General features: G+C 73.7%; 18 protein-coding genes, 1 pseudogene and 1 riboswitch. Of the genes and pseudogenes, 16 read left to right on the top strand and 3 right to left on the bottom strand.

The features are described 5' to 3' along the window. Positions 1-73 precede the first annotated feature (73 nt). The 9 genes from ACFRAV_RS26975 to ACFRAV_RS26935 all read left to right on the top strand — a co-directional run bounded on the left by ACFRAV_RS26975 (position 74) and on the right by ACFRAV_RS26935 (position 11,481). Positions 74-1,144 (top strand): glycine betaine/L-proline ABC transporter ATP-binding protein, encoded by a 1,071-nt coding sequence (locus ACFRAV_RS26975; protein WP_382559004.1) that lies wholly within the window; start codon positions 74-76, stop codon positions 1,142-1,144. A 292-nt stretch (positions 1,145-1,436) separates the two neighbouring features. Beyond that, positions 1,437-3,530 (top strand): ABC transporter permease, encoded by a 2,094-nt coding sequence (locus tag ACFRAV_RS26970; RefSeq protein WP_382559002.1) that lies wholly within the window; start codon positions 1,437-1,439, stop codon positions 3,528-3,530. Between the two features lie 144 nt (positions 3,531-3,674). Next, positions 3,675-4,652: an ABC transporter substrate-binding protein gene (locus tag ACFRAV_RS26965; protein WP_351110499.1), complete on the top strand. Its 978-nt coding sequence runs from the start codon at positions 3,675-3,677 to the stop codon at positions 4,650-4,652. Positions 4,653-5,020: 368 nt separating this feature from the next. Then, positions 5,021-5,326: a hypothetical protein gene (locus ACFRAV_RS26960; RefSeq protein ID WP_382559000.1), complete on the top strand. Its 306-nt coding sequence runs from the start codon at positions 5,021-5,023 to the stop codon at positions 5,324-5,326. Positions 5,327-5,335: 9 nt separating this feature from the next. After that, positions 5,336-6,520 carry a glutathionylspermidine synthase family protein gene (locus tag ACFRAV_RS26955; RefSeq protein WP_382558998.1) on the top strand — a complete coding sequence of 395 codons (1,185 nt, stop codon included), beginning with the start codon at positions 5,336-5,338 and terminating at the stop codon, positions 6,518-6,520. Positions 6,521-6,643: 123 nt separating this feature from the next. Then, entirely contained in the window at positions 6,644-7,879 is a 1,236-nt protein-coding gene (locus ACFRAV_RS26950) for an acyltransferase family protein (protein WP_382558996.1), read from the top strand. 110 nt (positions 7,880-7,989) lie between these two features. Continuing rightward, a riboswitch (ZMP/ZTP riboswitch) is annotated at positions 7,990-8,080 on the top strand. Between the two features lie 25 nt (positions 8,081-8,105). Continuing rightward, positions 8,106-9,548 (top strand): glycine hydroxymethyltransferase, encoded by a 1,443-nt coding sequence (locus ACFRAV_RS26945; RefSeq protein WP_351110491.1) that lies wholly within the window; start codon positions 8,106-8,108, stop codon positions 9,546-9,548. Positions 9,549-9,663: 115 nt separating this feature from the next. Beyond that, on the top strand, positions 9,664-10,677 hold the full coding sequence (gene trpS / locus ACFRAV_RS26940) for a tryptophan--tRNA ligase (RefSeq protein WP_382558993.1): 1,014 nt from the start codon (positions 9,664-9,666) through the stop codon (positions 10,675-10,677). Positions 10,678-10,908: 231 nt separating this feature from the next. Next, the gene (locus tag ACFRAV_RS26935; RefSeq protein WP_351110488.1) at positions 10,909-11,481 is read left to right on the top strand and encodes a 2'-5' RNA ligase family protein; all 573 of its coding nucleotides are present in this window, start codon (positions 10,909-10,911) and stop codon (positions 11,479-11,481) included. An 85-nt stretch (positions 11,482-11,566) separates the two neighbouring features. On the opposite strand, the gene ACFRAV_RS26930 is transcribed toward ACFRAV_RS26935, so the two are convergent. Both ACFRAV_RS26930 and ACFRAV_RS26925 read right to left on the bottom strand, forming a co-directional pair. Further along, the gene (locus ACFRAV_RS26930) at positions 11,567-12,328 is read right to left on the bottom strand and encodes a decaprenylphospho-beta-D-erythro-pentofuranosid-2-ulose 2-reductase (protein ID WP_382558991.1); all 762 of its coding nucleotides are present in this window, start codon (positions 12,326-12,328) and stop codon (positions 11,567-11,569) included. A gap of 22 nt (positions 12,329-12,350) precedes the next feature. Beyond that, positions 12,351-13,742: an FAD-binding protein gene (locus ACFRAV_RS26925; protein ID WP_382558989.1), complete on the bottom strand. Its 1,392-nt coding sequence runs from the start codon at positions 13,740-13,742 to the stop codon at positions 12,351-12,353. Between the two features lie 140 nt (positions 13,743-13,882). On the opposite strand from ACFRAV_RS26925, the gene ACFRAV_RS26920 reads away from it, so the two are divergent. The 4 genes from ACFRAV_RS26920 to ACFRAV_RS26905 are packed head-to-tail and all read left to right on the top strand — an operon-like array spanning position 13,883 to position 16,878. After that, the gene (locus tag ACFRAV_RS26920) at positions 13,883-14,491 is read left to right on the top strand and encodes a phosphatase PAP2 family protein (protein WP_382558986.1); all 609 of its coding nucleotides are present in this window, start codon (positions 13,883-13,885) and stop codon (positions 14,489-14,491) included. A gap of 25 nt (positions 14,492-14,516) precedes the next feature. Then, positions 14,517-15,464 carry a decaprenyl-phosphate phosphoribosyltransferase gene (locus ACFRAV_RS26915; protein WP_382559022.1) on the top strand — a complete coding sequence of 316 codons (948 nt, stop codon included), beginning with the start codon at positions 14,517-14,519 and terminating at the stop codon, positions 15,462-15,464. After that, positions 15,461-15,979, top strand: coding sequence for a GtrA family protein (locus tag ACFRAV_RS26910; protein ID WP_382558984.1), 519 nt, complete (start codon positions 15,461-15,463; stop codon positions 15,977-15,979). Before ACFRAV_RS26915 ends, ACFRAV_RS26910 begins: the two co-directional genes overlap by 4 nt. Continuing rightward, positions 15,967-16,878, top strand: coding sequence for a YihY/virulence factor BrkB family protein (locus ACFRAV_RS26905; protein WP_382558982.1), 912 nt, complete (start codon positions 15,967-15,969; stop codon positions 16,876-16,878). Before ACFRAV_RS26910 ends, ACFRAV_RS26905 begins: the two co-directional genes overlap by 13 nt. A gap of 389 nt (positions 16,879-17,267) precedes the next feature. Here ACFRAV_RS26905 and ACFRAV_RS26900 read toward each other — a convergent pair. After that, positions 17,268-18,704, bottom strand: a pseudogene (locus ACFRAV_RS26900) (D-alanyl-D-alanine carboxypeptidase family protein); the annotation flags it as partial. 139 nt (positions 18,705-18,843) lie between these two features. Here ACFRAV_RS26900 and ACFRAV_RS26895 point away from each other — a divergent pair. The 3 genes from ACFRAV_RS26895 to ACFRAV_RS26885 all read left to right on the top strand — a co-directional run bounded on the left by ACFRAV_RS26895 (position 18,844) and on the right by ACFRAV_RS26885 (position 22,288). Next, positions 18,844-19,086: an SCO4848 family membrane protein gene (locus ACFRAV_RS26895; protein ID WP_382558980.1), complete on the top strand. Its 243-nt coding sequence runs from the start codon at positions 18,844-18,846 to the stop codon at positions 19,084-19,086. Between the two features lie 64 nt (positions 19,087-19,150). Beyond that, on the top strand, positions 19,151-20,581 hold the full coding sequence (locus ACFRAV_RS26890; protein WP_382558978.1) for a metallophosphoesterase: 1,431 nt from the start codon (positions 19,151-19,153) through the stop codon (positions 20,579-20,581). A 153-nt stretch (positions 20,582-20,734) separates the two neighbouring features. Then, entirely contained in the window at positions 20,735-22,288 is a 1,554-nt protein-coding gene (locus tag ACFRAV_RS26885) for an ABC transporter substrate-binding protein (RefSeq protein ID WP_382558976.1), read from the top strand. The last annotated feature ends 39 nt before the right edge of the window (positions 22,289-22,327 follow it).

Below are 22,327 nucleotides of genomic sequence, written 5' to 3'. Positions count from 1 at the left end.
CCGCACGGAACCCACGCACGGCGCCGGACGCACGGAGCCCACGGAGCCCACAGGGCGGACGGAGTCCACCAGCATGAGCAACGACCGGTCCACGACCGCCGCGCCGGTCTTCTCGGTCCGCAACCTGTGGAAGGTGTTCGGCCCGAAGGCCGAGCGCGTGCCGGGCGACCAGGAGCTGACCGCGCTCTCGCAGACCGAGCTGCGCGAGCGCACCGGCTGTACCGCCGCCGTCCGCGACGTCTCCTTCGACGTCCACCAGGGCGAGGTCTTCGTCGTGATGGGCCTGTCCGGCTCCGGCAAGTCCACCCTGGTGCGCTGCCTCACCCGGCTGATCGAACCGACCTCCGGCGCCCTGGAGTTCGACGGCGACGACCTGCTCGCCATGGACAAGGACAAGCTGCGCGAACTGCGCCGACGCCGCGCCTCCATGGTCTTCCAGCACTTCGGCCTGCTGCCGCACCGCACCGTGCTGGACAACGTCGCCTACGGCCTGGAGATCCAGGGCGTGGGCCGCGCCGAACGCCGGGCCCGGGCGCTCGAGGTGGTCGCCAAGGTCGGCCTGGAAGGGCTGGAGAACCGCCGCCCCGGGCAGCTCTCCGGCGGCCAGCAGCAGCGCGTCGGCCTGGCCCGCGCGCTCGCCGTGGACCCCGAGGTGCTGCTCTTCGACGAGCCGTTCAGCGCCCTCGACCCGCTGATCCGCCGTGACATGCAGGAGGAGGTCATCCGGCTGCACCGCGAGGAGGGCCGCACGATGGTCTTCATCACCCACGACCTCGGTGAGGCCCTGCGGATCGGCGACCGCATCGCGCTGATGCGCGACGGCGAGGTCGTGCAGATCGGCACGCCCGAGGAGATCGTCGGCTCCCCGGCCGACGACTACGTCCGCGACTTCGTCCGCGACGTGCCGCGCGAGCACGTGATGACCGTGCGGCGCGCCATGCGCCCGGTCGCCGCGGCGGAGGACGCCACCGGACCGGTGGTCGCGCCGACCGCCACCGTCTCCGAGGCCATCGAGGCCGTCGCCCGCACCGGAGCGCCCGCCCGGGTCGTGGAGAACGGCCGCTGCCTCGGCGTCGTCGACCAGGACGGGCTGCTCCGGGTGATCGCCGGCCTGGGCGCCGGCCGTGAGGAGGTGGCCGCCTGATGCGCCGCCCCGCCCCGACCCCCACGTCCCTGTCCACCACGCCCCCGCGGGCCGTCCCCGCGCCCGCCGCCGTGTCCCCACGGGCCTGCGACGCGCCTGGCGCCGAGGCAGCCACCGCGTTCCTCCGGATCGACGACCTCCCCGCCGCTCACGCCCGCGCCGCCGCGCCTGCTGCGGCCCGGGTCACCGCCCGGGGCGCCGGGCGGGCCGCGCCGGTCGCGGGCCGGACGGCCGGCCGAGGGCCGGTGACCCGGACGCGGGACGCGGCCTGCGGCGAAAGGGGGCGACGCGCATGAGCACCGCCACCGAATCCGCCCGCACCGAGAGGCGCGGCACCACCGGCGGCGCCCGCGCCACCACCTGGCGGGGGACCGACTCCGCGTCGCCGCCCGCCCGCACCCCGCACGGCGAGGCCCGGACTCCCGCCGCCCCGGGCCGACTGCGCACCGCGCTCGCCGCACGGCCCGCCCTGCGCCGCCTGCTCCCGCTGCTGGCCGCCGCGCTCGTGCTCGTCCCCGTGGCCGCCACCCTGTGGGGCAGCGGCGGCTGGCCGCAGCAGCTGGCCGTCGACGTGAAGACGCCGCTGGACGACGCCTACAACTGGGTGGTCGACCACCGCGAGACCAACCCGGTCTTCCTCTACTTCCTGCTCCACCTGAGCAACTGGGCGGAGATCTCGGTCGACGCCGTCACCGGCTTCCTGCTCCAGCTCGGCTGGCTGGGCGTCATCACCGCCGCCGTCCTGCTGGCCTGGCGGATCGGCGGGGCCGGTCTGCGCGGACTGCGCACCGCGTCCGCGGCACTCGCCGCCTTCGCCGTCTGCGGCGTCCTCGACATGTGGGAAGCCACCATGGAGACGCTGGCGCTCATGGCGGTCGCGGTGAGCGTCTCCGTGGTGGCCGGCCTCGTCCTGGGCCTGGCCGCCGGACTCTCCGACCGCTTCGACCGCGTCCTGCGGCCGGTGCTGGACACCATGCAGATCATGCCGGCGTTCGCCTACCTGCTGCCGCTGGTGCTGCTCTTCCAGATCGGCGTGCCCGCCGCGCTGATCGCCACCGTGATCTACGCCGTCCCGCCGATGGCCCGCCTCACCTCGCTCGGTCTGCGCGGCGCGGACCAGGGCGTGCTGGAGGCCGTCCGCTCGCTGGGAGCGGGCCCGGTGCAGCGGCTGGTCACCGCCCGGCTGCCGCTGGCCCGCAAGGAGATCCTGCTCGGCCTCAACCAGACGATCATGATGGCGCTGTCCATGGTCACCATCGCCTCGGTCGTCGGGGCCGGCGGCCTCGGCGAGGAGGTCTTCAGCGCGCTGTCCACCGTGGACGTCGGCAACGCCCTGGCGGCCGGCATCCCGATCGTGCTGCTCGCCGTCTGGCTGGACCGCACCACCGCGGTCGCCGGGCAGCGGGTCGCCGAGGGCGCCGACCACGAGGCGACCGGCGCGCGCCGCCTGCTGCACGGCTGGCGCGCCTGGGCCCTGGTGACCGCGGCCTTCGCCGTGATCGTGCCGCTGGGCCGGAAGTTCCTCGTCGAGGAGTGGCCGGAGCTCTGGGTGGTGGAGATCGCCCGCCCGGTCAACGAGGCGGTCCAGTGGTTCACCGCCCACCTCGCCACCGGCGTCCCGGTGGTCGGCGGCACCCGGGTGTGGGCCGACGGCTTCACCACCGGCGTGCTCTCCCCGCTGCGGGACGGCCTCCAGGCCATGCCGTGGTGGTCGCTGGTGCTGCTCGCCGCCGTCCTCGGCCTGCTGGCCGGCGGCTGGAAGGCGATGTGCACCGCCGCCGCCTCGCTCGCCCTGATCGGCGTCATCGGCGTGTGGGACAAGTCCCTCGACACGCTCTCCCAGGCCCTCGCCGGTGTGGTCCTCACCCTGGTGCTGGGCTTCGCGATCGGCGTCCTGGCCGCCCGGGTCGACTGGGTGGACCGCACGCTGCGGCCGGTGCTCGACGTCCTTCAGACGCTCCCGCAGTTCATCTACCTGATCCCGGTGGTCGCCCTGTTCAACGTGGGCCGGGCCGCCGCCGTCGCCGCGGCCGTGCTGTACGCGCTGCCCGCCGTCGTGCGGATCACCGTGCAGGGCATCCGGCAGGTCGACTCCGGAACCCTCGAGGCCTCCCGCTCGCTGGGCGCGAGCACGCTGCAGCAGATCCGGCAGGTGCAGTTGCCGCTGGCCCGCCCGGCCCTGATGCTCGCCCTCAACCAGGGCGTGGTGCTGGTCCTCGCGATGGTCATCGTCGGCGGTTTCGTCGGCTCCGGCGCGCTCGGCTACGACGTGGTCTTCGGCCTCCAGAAGAGCGAACTGGGCACCGGCCTCGCGGCCGGCGTCGCCATCGTCCTGCTCGGCGTCACCCTCGACCGCGCCACCCAGCGCCGCGCCGACACGGCCTGACGGGCCCCGCGACCGTACGGGCCCGGCACCTGACGGCTCCGGCACCTGACGGGCCCGGCGCCTGACGGGCCCGTACGGGACGCGGAACCCCAGGCCACCCGAACTCCCCCACGCAGAAGCACCGAAGGAAACGAGAGACCTCCCATGAAGAAGCCCCCCGCCTTCACCTCCCGCACCTCCCGCGTCGCCGTGGCCGCCACCGCCGCGCTGGCCGCCACCGCCCTGAGCGCCTGCGGCGCGGCCGACACCGGCGCCGCCGCCTCCTCCGGCGGAGCCGGCGACAAGGTCACCATCGCCGTCCCGTCCTGGGTGGGCGCCGAGGCGAACGCCGCCGTCGCCGCGCACATCCTGGAGGAGGAGTACGACGTCCGCGTCGAGAAGACGCAGATCGACGAGTCCGTCGCCTTCGACGGCCTCGACAGCGGCAAGATCGACGCCGTCCTCGAGGACTGGGGCGGCGCCCCCGACAAGCTCGAGAAGTACGTCGACCAGAAGAAGAGCGTGGTCTCCGCCGGCGACCTGGGCGTCACCGGCAAGATCGGCTGGTTCGTCCCGGAGTACCTGGCGAAGGAGCACCCGGACATCACCGACTGGAAGAACCTCGACAAGTACGCCCACCTCTTCCGGACCGCGGAGAGCGGCGACAAGGGCCAGCTGCTCGAGGGCTCGCCGTCGTACACCACCAACGACGACGCGCTGGTGAAGAACCTGAAGCTGGACCTCAAGACGGTGTACGCCGGTTCCGAGGCCGCCCAGATCACCCAGATCCAGCAGGACTACAAGGCGAAGAAGCCGTTCCTCACCTACTGGTGGACCCCGAACTGGGTCAACGAGGACGTGAAGATGGTCGAGGTGAAGCTGCCCGAGTGGACCGAGGGCTGCGACAAGGACCCCAAGGCCGTCGACTGCGGCTACCCCGAGACCCCGCTGCAGAAGTACCTGAGCGCCGACTTCGCGAAGGACGGCGGCAAGGCGGCCGAGTTCCTCAAGCGGATGAAGTGGACCGAGGAGGACCAGAACGAGGTCGCCGCGATGATCGCCGGGAAGAAGATGAGCCCGGAGGACGCCGCGGAGAAGTGGGTCGCCGAGAACAAGGACGTCTGGAAGTCCTGGGTGGCCTGAGCAGGTATCGCACCCTGCCCCGAGGGGTAGGGAGGTGACGGGCGGTGAACCTGACACCATCGCCCGACGGGCCCCGCGGCGCGCCCCCTCCTCGCGAGGGAGGCGCCCGCGGGGCCCTCGCGATCCCGGGCCGATCCTGTGTCCGATCCCGGGCCCGAACCCGAGTCCCCTCCCGGGCGGGTCCCGGGTGCACGGCGTCCCCGCGGCATCCGACCGGTTTCTGTCATGTGGCTGACATTGCTCTCACGAGCAGGTATTCCCTAGGCTGCCGGGCGTGGCGGGACGCCGCACGCCTGCGCGGGAACCGAACGCGCTCTCCCGGTGTCTTGGCGTCCGTCATCGCTCGCACCGATCCGGGGGGAAACACCATGGCAGAGAAGCAGCGCCGGCGGCTGCGCTCCAGCACCGTCGTGCTCGGCGGGATGGGCGTCGTCGCGGCGACGCTGACGTCCTGCGGGTCCGAGCCGGACCGCCGCTGCGTCGACACGAACAGCTACGAGCTCGCCAACGGCTACCGCGTCGTGGCCGATTCGTCGTGCTCGTCCTACTCGTCGTCCGCCGACTGGTACTACGACGCCGACGTCGACGGCGGCTGGGCCGAGGACGGCACCTTCGACCGCGACGAGGCCGTCGACCGCAACGGGTTCGGCTGCCACGGCAGCAGCGGCGGCTGACCTCCGCACATGGAACGCCGCACCATCGAGCCCCGCCCGGACTGGCAGCGCACCGTCGAGTCCCAGGGGCTGATCTACCCGCTCACCCGCCACCCCGACGGCAGCCTGCGCCCCTACTGGGACGAGAGCGCGTACTACGCCTTCTCCCTCCCCGAGGTCGAGGCGCTCGAGGAGGTCGTCGAGGAACTGCACGCGATGTGCCTGGAGGCGGCCGCCTTCATCGTCCGGGAGAACCGATTCGCCGACCTCGGCGTCACCGACCGGCGGGTGGCCGCCGCGATCGCCGAGTCCTGGAACCGCCGCGAGGAGGTCCCGTCCGTCTACGGCCGGTTCGACCTGCGGTACGACGGCTCGGGCCCGGCCAAGATGCTGGAGTACAACGCCGACACCCCCACCTCGCTGGTGGAGGCCGCCGGCCCGCAGTGGTTCTGGATGGAGGAGCGCTTCCCCGGCGCGGACCAGTGGAACTCCCTGCACGAGCGGCTGGTGGAGGCCTGGCGCCGCCAGGCTCCCCTGCTGCCGCCCGGCTCCCCGCTGTACTTCGCCCACACCGCGGAGGACGAGCTGGGCGAGGACCTGATGACGGTCGCCTACCTGATGGAGACCGCCGAGCAGGCCGGGCTGCCGACCGAGTGGATCTCCATGGAGGACATCGGCTGGGACCGCATCAGCCGCCGCTTCGTGGACAAGAAGCTGCGGTTCATCCGCAGCTGCTTCAAGCTCTACCCGTGGGAGTGGCTGACCACCGACCGGTTCGGCCCGCACGTGATGAACACCCTGGACCTCGGCGGCGGGACCGGATCCACGCTGTGGATCGAGCCGATGTGGAAGATGCTGCTCAGCAACAAGGCGCTGCTCGCGGTGCTCTGGGAGCTGTACCCGGGCCACCCCAACCTGCTGCCGGCCTACGTGGACGGCCCGCGCGAGATGGCCGGCACCACCGGCTACGTGGCCAAGCCGCTGCTCGGGCGCGAGGGGGCCGGCGTCACCCTGCACGAGCCCGGGGACGCCGCACCGGAGCCGCAGGAGCCCTGCTGCTACCAGGAGTTGGCGCCGCTGCCGTCGTTCGACGGGAACCGGGTGGTGCTGGGCGCCTGGGTCGTCGAGGGCGAGGCCGCGGGCCTCGGCATCCGGGAGAGCGCGGGGCTCGTCACGGACACGTACGCGCGGTTCCTGCCGCACGTCATCCTCTGAGAGGCACTTCGCGGCGGCGGGCCACCTGGTGTTCATCCCGGGGACGGGCCCCCGTCGGGTTGCCCTCCTAGTCTGCCCGGGCCCGCACGACCCGCCCCGGTCAGCCCAGGAGCCCGCAGCCCGATGACCACCGTTCCCGTCCCCGTCCCCGTCCCCGGACCCCGGTCCGCGCCCGGCACCTCCGGCCCGGCCGCCACCGCTCCCCGAGGCACGGTCACGGCGCGCGATCCGTGGTGGGACAACACCCGGTTCCTCGCGGCCACCCTGATCGTCGTGCTGCACACCACGGGCAGCCTGCTGGGCCGGGTGGAGGCCCTGCACGCCTTCCAGCTCGGCGCCTGGGCGTTCCGGGTGCCCGCGTTCGTCCTGCTGGCCGGGGTGTTCAGCAAGGCCGGGCCGCTCGGAGCCAGGCCGCTGCGGGCCCTGATCCGGTCCGTGGCGCTGCCCGGCCTCCTCTTCGGGCTCCTGTTCTCGCTGGAGAGCTGGGTACTGGGCGCCGAGTTCCGGGTGCACGTCGCCCAACTGCCGTGGAACCTGTGGTTCCTGATGTCGCTGTTCTTCTGGCGGCTGCTGCACCCCCTGGTGCTCCAGCTGCGCTTCCCACTGGCGACCACCACGGCGGTGGCGCTCGCGGTCGGTTACCTGCCCGACTTCGGCATGCAGTTCTCGGCCTCCCGGACCCTGGTCTACCTGCCGCTCTTCCACCTCGGCTGGTGGATCGGCCAGGGCGGCCTGCGCTCCTGGTTCGCCCGCCGGTGGACCCTGCCGGTGGCGGTCGCCGGCGTCCTGGCCTCGGTCCTCGCCGGCGTGCTGTGGCACCGGGACGTCGAGGGCCGGTGGCTGTCCATGCGGCACCCCTACGCGCCGGCCGACCCGATGAGCCTGGAGTGGGCCTGGCTGATCCGGCTGGCGGTGCTCGCCTGCGCCGCCGCGCTGGTGCTGTGCCTGCTGCGGGTGATGCCGAGGCGGCGCCTGCCGTTCGTCTCCACGCTGGGGGCGGGCGGGTTCACGATCTACCTGCTGCACCCGTTGGTGATCCTCCCGTTCCGCGAGAAGGGGTGGATCGCGAGGGCGGACCGGCCGGTGGAGGTGGCCGCTCTGGTGCTGTGCGCGGTCGTCCTGTCGGCGGTGCTCGGCTCGCCCCCGGTCCGGCGGCTGGCCCGCCCGCTGACCCACCCCCCGGTCGGCCTCCTGCTGCGCCCCGAGCCCTCGGCGCCGCCCGCACCGCCGGCACCGTCCGAGCCCCCGCCTCCCGCGCCGTCCGAGCCCCCGGCGCCGCCCCCGCCGCCCCGTCCGGACGCGCCCGGAACCGCGCCCGCGCCGGTCCCCGGCACCGCCCTCGCCCCCGTCTCCCGCTGACCCTCCCCGCGCCCGCCGGGCTCCTGACCCGGGGCGTCTCACGCTCCTGACCGGGGGCGTCTCACGCGACGGGCCGACTGGCGGGGGGCCCGGCGGTCCCCGGTAGGCTGGCCCAGGGCCGTGACTGGCGCGCTGGGATGGGACGGACCATCGGGGAGCGGCCCGGAGGAACCACACGTGCCGTGCGCCTGGGCCACACCGTGACCGCACCCTGCCGGAGGCCGCCATGCCCGACCTTTCCCCCGAGTCCGCCGCGTACCGCTCCGCCCTGGACGTCGTCCGCGCCGTCGAGCCCCGCGTCGCCGACGCGATCGGCCAGGAGCTCGCCGACCAGCGCGAGATGCTCAAGCTGATCGCCTCCGAGAACTACGCCTCGCCCGCGACGCTCCTCGCGATGGGCAACTGGTTCAGCGACAAGTACGCCGAGGGCACCGTCGGCCGCCGCTTCTACGCCGGCTGCCGCAACGTCGACACCGTCGAGTCCCTGGCCGCCGAGCACGCCCGCGAGCTCTTCGGCGCCCGCCACGCCTACGTCCAGCCGCACTCCGGCATCGACGCCAACCTGGTCGCCTTCTGGTCGGTGCTCGCCGATCGGGTCGAGGTCCCGCACCTGGCCAAGGCCGGCGTCCGCCAGGTCAACGAGCTCTCCGACGCCGACTGGGCCGAGCTGCGCACCGCCTTCGGCAACCAGCGGATGCTCGGCATGTCGCTGGACGCCGGCGGTCACCTCACCCACGGCTTCCGCCCCAACATCTCCGGCAAGATGTTCGACCAGCGCTCCTACGGCACCGACCCGGAGACGGGCCTGGTCGACTACGAGGCGCTGCGTGCCACCGCCCGCGACTTCAAGCCGCTGATCATCGTCGCCGGCTACTCCGCCTACCCCCGCCTGGTGAACTTCCGGATCATGCGGGAGATCGCCGACGAGGTCGGCGCGACCCTGATGGTCGACATGGCGCACTTCGCGGGCCTGGTGGCCGGCAAGGTGCTGACCGGCGACTTCGACCCGGTGCCGCACGCGCAGATCGTCACCACCACCACCCACAAGTCGCTGCGCGGCCCGCGCGGCGGCATGGTGCTGTGCGACGACTCGCTCAAGGACCAGGTCGACCGCGGCTGCCCGATGGTGCTCGGCGGCCCGCTGCCGCACGTGATGGCCGCCAAGGCCGTCGCCCTGGCCGAGGCGCGGCAGCCCTCCTTCCAGGACTACGCGCAGCGCATCGTCGACAACGCCAAGGCGCTCGCCGAGGGCCTGATGCGCCGCGGCGCGACGCTGGTCACCGGCGGCACGGACAACCACCTCAACCTGATCGACGTGGCCTCCTCCTACGGCCTCACCGGCCGCCAGGCGGAGCAGGCGCTGCTCGACTCCGGCATCGTCACCAACCGCAACGCGATCCCCGCCGACCCGAACGGCGCCTGGTACACCTCCGGCATCCGCATCGGCACCCCCGCGCTGACCACCCGCGGGCTCGGCACGGCGGAGATGGACGAGATCGCGGCGCTGATCGACCGGGTGCTCACCGAGGCCGTCCCCGGCACCACCGCCAAGGGCGCCCCGTCCAAGGCGCAGCACGTGCTGGACGAGAAGGTCTCCGACGAGGTCTCCCGCCGCGCCACCGAGCTGGTCTCCGGCTTCCCGCTGTACCCGACGATCGACCTGGGCTGACGCCCGCGGCCCGGGGGCGGGCGGCCGTCCGCCCCCGGGCCTTCCCTCCGCGTCCGCGGAAAGGGTTGTGCGACCCGTTCCCGTGATCCGGGGGCCACCTGAGAGAATGAGAGGCATGGCCTCTGATCGTCCTCGCGTGCTCTCCGGTATCCAGCCGACCTCCGGCTCGTTCCACCTCGGCAACTACCTCGGCGCCGTCCGCCAGTGGGTGGACCTGCAGAAGACCCACGACGCCTTCTACATGGTCGTCGACCTGCACGCCATCACCGTGCCGCAGGACCCGGAGCAGCTCCGCCGGAACACCCGGCTGTCCGTCGCCCAGCTGCTGGCGGCCGGCCTGGACCCGGAGCACTGCACCCTCTTCGTGCAGAGCCACGTCCCGGAGCACGCCCAGCTCGGCTGGGTGATGAACTGCATCACGGGCTTCGGCGAGGCCTCCCGGATGACGCAGTTCAAGGACAAGTCCGCCAAGCAGGGCAGCGACCGCACCACGGTCGGCCTGTTCACGTACCCGATGCTGATGGTCGCGGACATCCTGCTCTACCAGGCCGACCAGGTCCCGGTCGGCGAGGACCAGCGCCAGCACCTGGAGCTGACCCGCGACCTGGCCGAGCGGTTCAACACCACGTACGGTCCGACCTTCACCGTTCCGAGCGCCTACATCCTCAAGGAGACGGCGAAGATCTACGACCTGCAGGACCCGTCCGCCAAGATGAGCAAGTCGACGGCCAACCCCAAGGGCCTGATCAACCTCATGGACGACCCGAAGGTCACCGCGAAGAAGGTGAAGAGCGCGGTCACCGACACGGAGACCGTGATCCGCTTCGACCGCGCGAACAAGCCGGGCGTCTCCAACCTCCTGACCATCCTCTCCACGCTCACCGGGAAGACGGTCCCGCAGCTGGAGGCGGAGTACGAGGGCAAGATGTACGGCGCCCTGAAGACCGACCTGGCCGAGATCATGGTCGACTTCGTGACGCCGTTCCGCGACCGGACCCAGGAATACCTGGACGACCCGGAGACGCTGGACCAGATCCTCGCCAAGGGCGCGGAGAAGGCGCGCGCGGTGGCCGCCGAGACGCTGGCGACGACCTACGCGCGGATGGGCCTGGTCCCGGCCAAGCACTGACCCGGCCGCCGCCGACGCACGGGCGGCACGGGCGGCGCGCCGAAGGCGGCGGGCAGGATACTCCCCGCGCCCGAGCGCCCCTCGCGCCACCGGTGATCCAGGCGCGATCCTCCCGGTTCGGCGGTGCGCCGCCGTACAGTCGATGGGGACGGCGGACCCCGGCCCGCGGCCGGGGGCAGCACCCGTCGGGCGCGGCCCGGCGTGACGGAAGACGACACGACAGGAGACGACGTGGGGACCGTAACGATCGGCGTGTCGATCTCGGTCCCGGAGCCGCACGGCACCCTGCTCCAGCAGCGGCGCACGGGCTTCGGCGACGCCGCTGCCTTCGGCATTCCCACGCATGTCACCCTGCTCCCGCCGACCGAGGTGGACGCCTCCGCGCTGCCCAAGATCGAGGCGCACCTCGCCGAGGTGGCGGCCGCCGGGCGGCCCTTCCCGATGCGCCTGGCGGGCACCGGAACGTTCCGTCCGCTCTCGCCGGTGGTGTACGTGCGGGTGGTGGCCGGCGCGGACGAGTGCGCCGGGCTGCAGGCCCGCATCCGGGACGAGGCGGGGCCGGTGGCCCGGGAACTCCAGTTCCCGTACCACCCGCACGTGACGGTGGCGCACGGCATCGACGAGGAGGCCATGGACCGCGCCTACGCGGAGCTGGCCGACTACGCGGCGGAGTGGCCCTGCACCGGCTTCGCCCTCTACGAGCAGGGCGCCGACGGTGTGTGGCGCCGCCTGCGCGACTTCCCCTTCGGCGGCGCCCTGGTCCCGCCCCAGGCCACGGTGGAGAGACACCCCACCCTGCACTGAGCGCGACCGGCGCGTTCCGGATGTGCGGAGCGGCCCGCGGGGTGCCGGGACGCGCGGCGACGGCCCGGCCCCGAGCGGCGGCGGGTCAGAGGGGGAGGCGGCGGAAGAGGGGGCGGGGGAGCCGGCGCAGGACGGCCATCGCGGGGCGCAGGGTGCCGGGGACCCAGACCGTCGCGGCCCGGCGCCGCAGCCCCGACTCCACGGCCGCCGCGACCGCCCCCGGGGTGGTGGCGAGCGGAGCCTCCCGCAGGCCCGCCGTCATCCGGGTCCGCACGAAGCCGGGCCGCACCACCATCACGTGCACCCCCGTCCCGCACAGCGAGTCGCCCAGCCCCTGCGCGAAGGCGTCCAGGCCGGCCTTGCTGGAGCCGTAGATGAAGTTGCTGCGGCGGGCCCGCTCGGCGGCCACCGAGGAGAGCACCACCAGCGAGCCGTGACCCTGCCCGCGCAGCGCCGACGCGGCCACCAGGCCCGCGGAGACGGCCCCCGTGTAGTTGGTCTGCGCGACCCGCACCGCGCCGGCCGGCTCCCGCTCGTCGCGGGCCTGGTCGCCGAGGACGCCGAAGGCCAGCAGCACCAGGTCGACGTCGCCCTCCGCGAAGACCTTGCCCAGCGTCTCCTCGTGCGTCCCGGTCTCCAGCGCGTCGAACTCCACGGTGCGCGCCTCGGCCCCGGGCCGCAGGGCCCGCAGCGACGCGGCGGCCGCGTCCAGGGCGGGGGAGGGGCGACCCGCCAGCCACACGGTGCGGCAGCGGCGGGCGAGCATGCGGCGGGCGACCGCGAGGCCGATCTCCGAGGCGCCGCCGAGCACCAGCATCGACTGGGGTGCGCCGAACGCGTCCTTCACATGAGCTCCTTCACGTAGACGGTCAGAGACCGAGCCGGCGGGACAGGTCGGAGGTGAACACCCCGCGCGGGTCGAGCTCGGCGCGCAGTGCGCGGAACTCGTCGAGGCGCGGGTACATGGCCGGCAGCAGCTCGGGCCGCAGCCGGGAGTCCTTGGCGAGGTACACCCGCCCTCCGGCGGCCGCGACCTCCTCGTCCAGCTCGTCCAGGAAGGCGTCGAGGCCGGGCAGGCCGGCCGGGACGTCCAGGGCGAGCGTCCAGCCCGCGGTGGGGAACGACAGCCAGCCCGGGTCGCCGTCGCCGAACCGCTTGAGCACGGCCAGGAAGGACGGGCAGCGCCGCTCGGAGACCCGGCGCACGATCCGCCGCAGCGCCTCCTCCTCGCCGTACCCGACGACGAACTGGTACTGCACGAACCCGCGCCGCCCGTAGATCCGGTTCCAGTGCGGCACGCCGTCCAGCGGGTGGAAGAAGGCCGGCAGGCGCTGGAGCTCGCCGGTGCGGCGCCGGGGGGCCTTGCGGTACCAGAACGCGTTGAAGGCGCCCACCGAGGTGCGGCCGAGCAGGCCGTCGGGCAGGAAGGACGGCGCCGCGGGCAGCCGGGAGGGGCGGAAGGCCAGCGGGTCGCGCCGGGCGCGGTCCGGGAGGGAGTCGAGTGGCGCGTGGTCGCCGCGGGTGAGGACGGCGCGGCCGGTGGCGCGGCCGCGGGCCAGCAGGTCGATCCAGGCCACCGAGTAGCGGTAGCGGTGGTCGGTGGCGGTGAGGCGGGCCATCAGGTCGTCGAGGTCGCCGGCCCGCTCGGTGTCCACCGTCATCCAGGACGTCTGCACCGGCTGGAGCGAGACCGATGCGGTGAGGACGACCCCGGTCAGGCCCATGCCCCCGCAGGTTGCCTCGAAGAGCGGGTCGCCGGGCGCCACCGTGCGGACGACGCCGTCGGCGGTGAGTAGCTCCATCGACAGCACGTGGCGGGAGAACGAGCCGGAGACGTGGTGGTTCTTGCCGTGGATGTCGGCCCCGATCGCCCCGCCGACGGTGACGTACCGGGTGCCGGGGGTGACCGGCACGAACCAGCCGAGCGGCAGCAGCACCTGCATCAGCCGGTGCAGCGAGACGCCCGCGTCGCACAGCACCACGCCCGCCGCGACGTCCACGGCGTGGACGCGGTCCAGCGCCGTCATGTCCAGCACGGCGCCGCCCGCGTTCTGCGCCGCGTCGCCGTAGGCCCGGCCCAGCCCGCGGGGGATGCCGCCGCGCGTCCCGCAACCGCGGACGGCGGCCACCGCCTCGTCGTAGCTGCGCGGCCTGACCACCCGCGCGACGGTCGGGGCGGTGCGGCCCCATCCGGTGACCGGGACGGCGCGGGCGGCGGGCGGCGGGGACGGATCCAGCGGGGAGGGCTGCGTGGGCGGCATGGGCGCGACGCTAGCGGCGGCGCGTCCGCTGTGCGGCGACTGCTGCGGATATCGCGCGATTCTCGCCGGAACGGGTGATTGATAGGGGTTGGTGCGGCAATGGCCGGGTTCGGGGGCCGCCCCGGTGAACAGTGGGCCGTATGCACGGTGTCCCCTTCCTCGCCCCCTGCCCGCCCCTCTCCCCGCCCGCCTTCCTCCTCCGCCCGCCGGCCCTGCGGCAGCCGCCCGCGCTCCGGCGGCTCGACGCCCGGCTGCTGACCGCCCTGCACGCCCGGGGCGCCCACCCGCGCGCCACCACCGCCGTCCGCGCCCTGTCCACCGCCGGGGAGCACGGCGCGCTCTGGCTGGCCGCGGGGCTCGCAGCGGCCGCCGTGGACCGGCCCCGCCGCTCCGCCTGGCTGCGCGGCACCGCGCTCACCGCCGCCGCCCAGGCCGCCAGCGTGGGCGTCAAGCGCCTGGTGCGCCGCCCCCGTCCCACCGCCGTCCAGGCTCGGGTGCCGGTGCTGGCCAACCACTCCTTCCCCAGCTCGCACGCCGCCTCCAGTGCCGCCGCGGCCGTGGCCGCCGGGGTGCTGCTCCCGGCGGCCGGGGCGGTGGCCGCACCGGTGGCCGTCGCGATGTGCCTGTCCCGGGTGGTGGCCGGCGTGCACTACCCGAGCGACGTCGCCGCCGGCGTCCTGCTGGGCGCGGCCGTCGGCGGCCTGGGGGCGCGCGGGCCGCGGGGACCGCGGGGGAGGGGCCGTGACTGAACGCGTCGCGGCCACCGGCCCCCGTCTGGTCGGACCCCGCGGCCGCCCGGCTAGGACCCCGCGCCCCGCACCGCCCCGCCGCCAGCGCCCCGGGGCGCTGCTCGGCGGACTGGTGCGTACCGCACGTCCCCGCCAGTGGGTGAAGAACGTCCTGGTGGTGGCCGCGCCCGCCGCCGCCGGGCAGCTCTTCACCGGCGCGGCGCTGACCCGGCTGCCGCTGGTCCTCGTCCTCTTCACGGCCTGCTCCGCCGCCGTCTACCTGGTCAACGACGCCCGGGACGCCGAGGCCGACCGGGCCCACCCGGTCAAACGGCGCCGCCCGGTCGCCGCGGGACAGGTGCCGGTGCCGGTCGCCTACGCGGTGGGCGGCGCCCTGGCCGTGCTGGCCCCGCTCACCGCCGTGCTGCTGTGCCCTCCGCTGACCGCCGGGGTGCTGGCCGCCTACGTCGTGATGCAGCTGGCGTACTGCCTGCGGCTCAAGCGGGTGCTGGTGGTCGACCTCGCGGTGGTCGCCGCCGGCTTCCTGATGCGGGCCATGACCGGCGGCATCGCCATGGACATCCCGCTCTCCCGCTGGTTCCTGATCACCACCGGGTTCGGCGCGCTGTTCATGGTCGCCGCCAAGCGCTACTCGGAGGCCGTCGAGATGGCGGGCACGGGCGGGGCCACCCGCGCGCTGCTCACCGAGTACACCACCGGCTACCTGCGCTTCGTCTGGCAGCTCGCGGCGGGCGGCGCGGTCCTCGGCTACTGCCTGTGGGCCCTGGAGGGCGGCGGCGTCCCGCAGACCGGACTGCTGCCGTGGCGGCAGCTGTCCATGGTCGCCTTCATCCTGGGCGTCCTGCGCTACGCCGTCTTCGCCGACCGCGGCACGGCCGGCGAACCGGAGGACGTCGTCCTGCGGGACCGCCCGCTGGCCGTCGTCGCGGCGGTCTGGGCGGTGCTCTACGGCCTGGCGGTGACCGGCTGGTGACGGCGCCCCCGGTGACCCGGCGGGAGCTCGCCGGGTTCGCGGCGGCCGGGCTGGCGGCCTACCTGGTGGACCTCGCCGTCTTCACCGCGCTCCTCGGCCCGGCCGGAGTGCCGCCGCTGCCGGCGAAGGGGCTGGCCTTCCTCGCCGGCTGCGCGGTCGCCTACACGGGCAACGCGCTGGGCACCTACGGGAGCCGGGGGCGGGACGCGGCAACCGGTGCCGCCTGCGCCGCCCTTCGCCCGGGGCGGGGCGAACGGCTGCGCCAGGCGGCCGTCTTCACCGCCGTCAACGCGGCGGGGGCCGCCGTCCAACTGAGCTGTCTCGCCGTCAGCCACTACGGCCTGGGGTACACCTCGCACCGCGCCGACCTGATCGCCGGGGCGGGGGTGGGCATGCTGCTGGGCACGGCGGTCCGATTCTGGGGTACCAGAACCCTCGTGTTCCGCGACCGTCGCGAAGAGGCGGGCGCGGTCGGGGACGGTAACCGGAACGGGGTCGTCGGATGGACTGGCTGAAGAACCTGCCCGTCGTCGGTCCCTGGGCCGCGCGGCTGATGAGGACCCACGCCTGGCGCGCCTTCGAGCGGCTGGACGAGGTCAAGTGGACCCGCCTCGCCGCGGCCATGACCTTCACCAGCTTCGTCGCCCTCTTCCCGCTGCTCACCGTCGCCGCCGCGGCCGGGGCGGCGACCCTCTCCACCGCGCAGCAGCGGACCCTGCAGGACAAGGTGGCCGAGCAGGTCCCCGGCATCTCCGACCAGCTCGACGTCGAGAAGCTGGTCGCCAACGCGGGCACGGTCGGGCTGATCGCCGGCGCGCTGCTCCTCTTCACCGGTCTGAGCTGGGTCGACTCCATGCGGGGCTGCCTGCGGGCGGTCTGGGAGATGCCGGACCCCGACGAGAACATCCTGCTCACCAAGGCCAAGGACCTGGGCGTGCTGTTCGGGCTCGGCGGGGCGGTGCTGGCGACGCTGGCGATCTCCACCGTCGCCAGCGGGACGGTGGGGCGGCTGACCCGGGCGTTGGGGATCGACGAGGGCGGGGTCGGCGGCGTCCTGCTGTGGATCGCCGCGTTCGCCGTCGCCGTCCTCGCCGACTTCCTGCTGCTGACGTACGTGCTGCGGATGGTGCCGGGGGCGCACCCGTCGAAGCGGCGCCTGGTCGAGGCGGCGCTGATCGGGGCGGTGGGCTTCGAGCTGCTGAAGCTGCTGCTCAGCGGCTACATCCAGGGGGTCGCGGCGAAGAGCATGTACGGGGCCTTCGGGGTGCCGATCGCGTTGCTGCTGTGGATCAACTTCACCTGCAAGCTGCTCCTGTACTGCGCCGCGTGGACCGCCACCCCGAAGTCGTCCTGCGAGGCCCGGGCGTCCGGCACCCCGGGGCCCGCCGCCCCGGACCCCGCCGTCTCCGCCTGACCGGCCGCCGGTCACGCGCTGCCCGGGCCGCCGTGCCGCGTCGATCAGGCGGGCTGGTCCTCGTCCTTGGCGGCGCGGGGGGAGGTGGCCTGCTGGGGCATCCTGGCCTCGGGGGCGCCGTCGTCCTCGGCGGGCTCGTCCTTCCCGGTCCCGGCCGCCGCGGAGGACGTGTCGGTGCCGGTTCCGGCGTCGGTCCCGGTCGCCTCCGCCTCGGCCTCCGTCGCCTCCGCCTCGGCCTCCGTCGCGTCGGCCTTGCCGGAATCCGCGGCCGGAGCCGTGTCCTCGCCGTCCTCCTTCGGCTCCTGCGCCTTCGACCCCTCCGCGGCGTCCGCCGCCTTGTCGGCGTCCTCGGGACCCTCCGACCCCTCGGACGGCGAGCCCTCCGCGGTGGGTGTCTCCTGCCGCGCCCCGGTCCCCGGCAGGGGCCAGCGGCGGTGGAGGAGGAAGCCTCCGCCCGCGAGGAGGACCAGCACGCCGCCGACGATGGCCAGCGGGATCCACAGCGGCCCCGCCTCGCCCTGCTTCGCGGCCGCGGCGTTCCCCGCACCCGCGTGGTCGCCCGCCGGCACCGCGGCCGAGGAGGCGCCCGGGTCGGCCGAGGCGGAGGCCGCGGCCTGGGAGGCCGGCGGCACCAGCTCACCCACCGGCGTCACCTTCCCCGACGCCGCGAAGCCCCAGTCCAGCAGCGCCGCGGTCTCCTTGTAGACCCGGTTGAGCTCCTTCTTCTTCGGGTTCATGACGGTGACCAGCAGCACCTTGCCGTCCCGCTCGGCGACACCCGTGAAGGTCGCCCCCGCGTTGGTGGTGTTGCCGTTCTTGACGCCGGCGATGCCGGGGTACTGGTCGATCCCGCTGCCGGTGAGCAGCCGGTTGGTGTTCTGGATCTCGAAGGAGCCGCGGGTCTTCTTGCCGCCCTTCCCCTTCGTCGTCGCTCCGGGGAACCGCGCCCGCACCGTCGACGCGTACTCGCGGAAGTCCGGATCCTGCAGGCCCGACCGGGCGATCAGCGTGAGGTCGTAGGCCGACGAGACCTGCCCCTTCGCGTCGTAGCCGTCGGGGCTGACCACATGGGTGTCCAGCGCCTGGAGCTCCTCGGCGCGGGCGTTCATGTCGGCGACCGTCTTGTCGACGCCGCCGTTCATCGCGGACAGCACGTGCACCGCGTCGTTGCCCGACCGCAGGAACACGCCGAGCCACAGGTCGCGGACGGTGTACTCCTCCTTCTCCTTGACGCCGACCAGGCTGGAGCCGGCGCCGATTCCGGCGAGGTCCTCGTTCGTCACCGTGTGGGTCTGGGTGCCGGGCCAGCGGCCCAGCAGCGTGTCCGCGAAGAGCATCTTCAGCGTGCTCGCCGGGGCCAGTTCCTTGTGCGCGTTGTACGAGGCGAGCACCTCGCCGTTCTCGGCGTCGGCGACGATCCACGAGTTGGCCGACAGTTCGGCCTCGGGCAGCTTCGGGGCGCCCACCCCGGGCTGGACCTGGATGCCGGGCGCGCCCAGCCGCAGACCGCCCACCTTGGAGGAGGACTTCCCGGTCGTGCCGCTCCCGATTTTGCCGGTGCCGGAGGAGGCCGGGGAGGAGTCGTCCGCGTCGTCCTTCGCGACGTCCAGGGAGTCGGCCGGGGTGGAGGTGGCCCGGGGCGTGCCCGTCGCCTTGGAGGGGGAGCCGGAGTCCGTCGTCCCGGTGCCGGTCCTGGAGCCCGGCCGGATCGGCTTCGCCTCGGCCGTACCGGCCGTCAGGGGCAGCACCAGGCCGAGGGCGAGCGACAGCAGCGTGGCGGAAGCGATCAGAGCGGGTCGCCTGGCGGTCTTCTTGGGAGCGGGCACGGACGAGAACGTACATGCCAAGGCGTCGGCGGACGTACTCCCGTGACGCTTTCGTTCCCCGCCGTGATTCCCGTCGCACTCCGCCGCCTGAGCGCCCCCCCGGCCACGGTCGCGGTCGTCCGGCGGCGATACTGGCCGTATGAAGCTCAGCCGACCCGTCTCCTGGTTCCTTCTCGCCTTCGGGGTGTGGAGCTGGGTCATCTGGATCACTTTCGTCAAGAACCTCTACAAGGACGGCAGCGGTCTCGCGTTCGACGACGCGGGGGACCCGACCGGGTACTTCTGGGTCCACCTGCTGCTCGCGGTGGTCTCCTTCGTACTGGGGACGGTCGTGGGGGTCATCGGGTTGCGCTCCGTCCGCGCATTGCGGCGCACTTCATAGTCGCCGACGCCACGGGGCGCGCGACAGAACGCAACTGGACATCGGGACAGGGGAACTACCGGACGTGGTCGTCGTATTCGTGCTCGTCGCACTGCTCGTTCTGGCCGCGCTGGTGGCGGTGCACTGGTACATGTGGCGGCGGCTGGTGCGGGACACCACCGCCCCCGGCGGCCTGGGCCGGCGGCTGGGCACCGCGGTGTTCCTGCTCGGTGCGCTGCTGCTCGTCGGCGCGCTGACCAGCCGCGGCGAGTTCCTGCCGTTCGCCGTGCGCCGCGCGGTCTCCTGGCCGGGGTACCTGTGGATGGCGGGGCTGCTCTACGTCCCCATGGCCCTGGCCCTCACCGAGCCGCTGCGGCCCCTGCTGCGCCGCGCGCTGGCCCGCCGCGACGCCCGCCGCGCGGGTGACGCCGCCGCCCCTGCCGCCCCCGCCGCCGCGTCCTCCGTTGCCGCACCGGCCGCCGGCTCCGGCGCCCCGACTGCCGCCTCCGGCGCTCCGGGCACCGCCCCCGGCACCGCTTCGGCCCCCGCCGGGTCCGTGGCCGTCGACCAGGCATCCGCCCCCGTTCCCGCCCCGGCGAAGGACGCTGAGGACCCCGACGGAACTCCGGCCGAGGGAACAGGGGAGGCCGGGGCCCTGGACGCCACCGACGCGGGTACGCCCCCGCAGGCCCTCGGCCGCCGTCTCTTCGTGGCCCGCGCCGTCGGCTCGGTCGCCGCCGTGGCGGGTCTCGGCACCGTCGGCGCCGGCACCTACGGCGTGCTGAACGGACCGGGCGTCAAGCGGGTCACCGTGCCGCTGGCCCGGCTGCCCCGCGCCGCGCACGGCTTCCGGATAGCCGTCGTCAGCGACATCCACCTCAGCCCCGTGCTGGGACGCTCCTTCGCCCAGCGCGTCGTGGACATCGTCAACTCCACCCAGCCCGACCTGATCGCCGTGGTCGGCGACCTGGTCGACGGCTCCGTCCGCGACCTGGGTCCGGCCGCCGCGCCGCTGGCCGGTCTGCGCGCCCGGCACGGCGCGTACTTCGTGACCGGCAACCACGAGTACTTCTCCGGCGCCGAGGAGTGGGTGGACGAGGTCCGCGACCTCGGGCTGCGCCCGATGGAGAACATCCGCACCGAACTCGCCCACTTCGACCTGGCCGGCGTCAACGACATCGCGGGCGAGGACCACGGCCAGGGCCCGGACTTCGCCAAGGCGCTGGGCGACCGGGACCCCTCCCGCCCGGTCGTGCTCCTCTCCCACCAGCCCGTCACGATCGACGAGGCGGTGAAGTACGGCGTCGACCTCCAGCTGTCCGGGCACACCCACGGCGGACAGTTGTGGCCCGGCCCGTACCTGGCGGAGCTCGCGAACCCGACGGTGGCCGGTCTGGAGAAGTACGGCGACACGCAGCTCTACGTGAGCCGCGGCGCCGGCGCGTGGGGGCCCCCGACCAGGGTCGGAGCCCCGTCGGACGTCACCGTGGTGGAACTCGCCTCGCTGCTGGCGTGACCCCACACGCCACAGGCGTGACCACAACGGAATCCTTGGTTCTGGTCAATTCCTTCCCCCCGGGGTCACTCCTGTGGTTCAGTGTGGCCGCCGATGTGAAGGTTCTGCGGACGATCGGCGGCAGGTTAGGTTTCGGGCCCTGGGGAGGGACCTGTGCGCTCGATTCGAGTGCGGATTCTCGCAACAGTTCTTGTTCTCGCGGTCGTCGGCGTCGGCGCCTGGCAGTTGATGCCGGACGAGGCCGTCGACACCGACCCGATCGTGGTCGGCACCACCGACGTGGTGACGTCGCTCGACCCGGCGGGCGCCTACGACGCCGGTTCCTGGGCCGTGTTCTCCAACGTGTACCAGACGTTGATGACGTACCAGCCCGGCAGCACCACGCCGGTGCCGGACGCCGCGGAGGAATGCTCGTTCGACGGTGACGACGCGATGGTCTTCGTCTGCAAGCTGCAGGACGGACTGAAGTTCCCGAGCGGCCGCGAGATGACCGCGAAGGACGTCAAGTTCTCCTTCGAGCGCGTCCTGAAGATCAACTCTGACGTCGGTCCCGCCTCCCTCTTCTCCACCCTGAAGTCCGTGAAGGCCGACGGCATGGAGGTGACGTTCCGCCTCAACAGTCCGGACGCCACCTTCCCGTTCAAGGTGGCCACCGGCGCGGGCGCGATCGTCGACAGCGAGGCCTACCCGGCGGACGAGCTCCGCGGCGGCGGCAAGGCCGACGGCACCGGCCCCTACCGGCTCGCCTCCTTCAAGGAGGGCAAGGAGGTCGTCCTCGAGCCCAACCCGCACTACCGGGGAGCCGTCGAGGAGAAGCCCACCCCGGTGACCCTGCGGTACTTCTACGACTCCGAGGCGCTGGACAAGGCGTGGCAGGCCCGCAAGGTCGACGTCGCCTCCCGGCAGCTTCCGCCGGACACGCTTGCCGGCCTGTCGGCCACCGACCCGGAGTACCGGGTGTCGGAGAGCTCCGGGTCCACCACCAACAACCTCGTCCTGAACGTCAAGTCGGGATCGCCGCTCGCCGACGTCTCGGTGCGCCGGGCGATGGCCTGGCTGGTCGACCGCGAGAAGATCGCCGCCACGGTGATGCAGGACTCCGTCGAGCCGCTGTACTCCCTGATCCCGGCGGGCTTCACCGGCCACAACACCGCCTTCTTCGACGCCTTCCCCGACCGCGACCCGGACAAGGCCCGCGCGTTGCTGCGCGAGGCGGGGATCCAGACGCCGGTCGTCATCGAGCTCGGCTTCCCGAGGACCGGCGCCCGCGAGCAGGAGGCCTACGAGCTGAAGAACCAGCTCGAGGAGGGCGGCCTGTTCCTGGTCAAGCTGGAGGGCCGTGAGTGGGGCGACTTCCAGAAGGACTACGCGAAGGGCAAGTTCGACGCGTACACGGTCGGCTGGATCGCGGACTACCCGGACCCGGACAACTTCTCCGCCGTGCTGATCGGCACCGGCAACGGCATGAAGAACGGCTTCAGCGACAAGCGGGTCGACGAGCTGATCCTCCAGAGCCAGGCCTTCGGCGACCGCGTGCGGGCGGTGAGGACCTTCGAGCAGCTCCAGCGGCTGACGGCCGACGAGGTCCCGATGATCCCGCTCTGGCAGCGCAAGGAGTACACGATCACCGACAAGGACGTCGGCGGCGGCCAGTACCTCAACGACGGCACGGGCGTGTACCGCCTGTGGCGCCTCGGGTGGCTCTGACCGTTCCCGCCACCGCGCATCGCGTCACCAGGTGACGCG

It is taken from the genome of Streptomyces sp. NPDC056600, from assembly GCF_042792855.1.
Taxonomy (GTDB): domain Bacteria; phylum Actinomycetota; class Actinomycetes; order Streptomycetales; family Streptomycetaceae; genus Streptomyces.
This window is presented reverse-complemented; position numbering and strand designations above follow the sequence as displayed.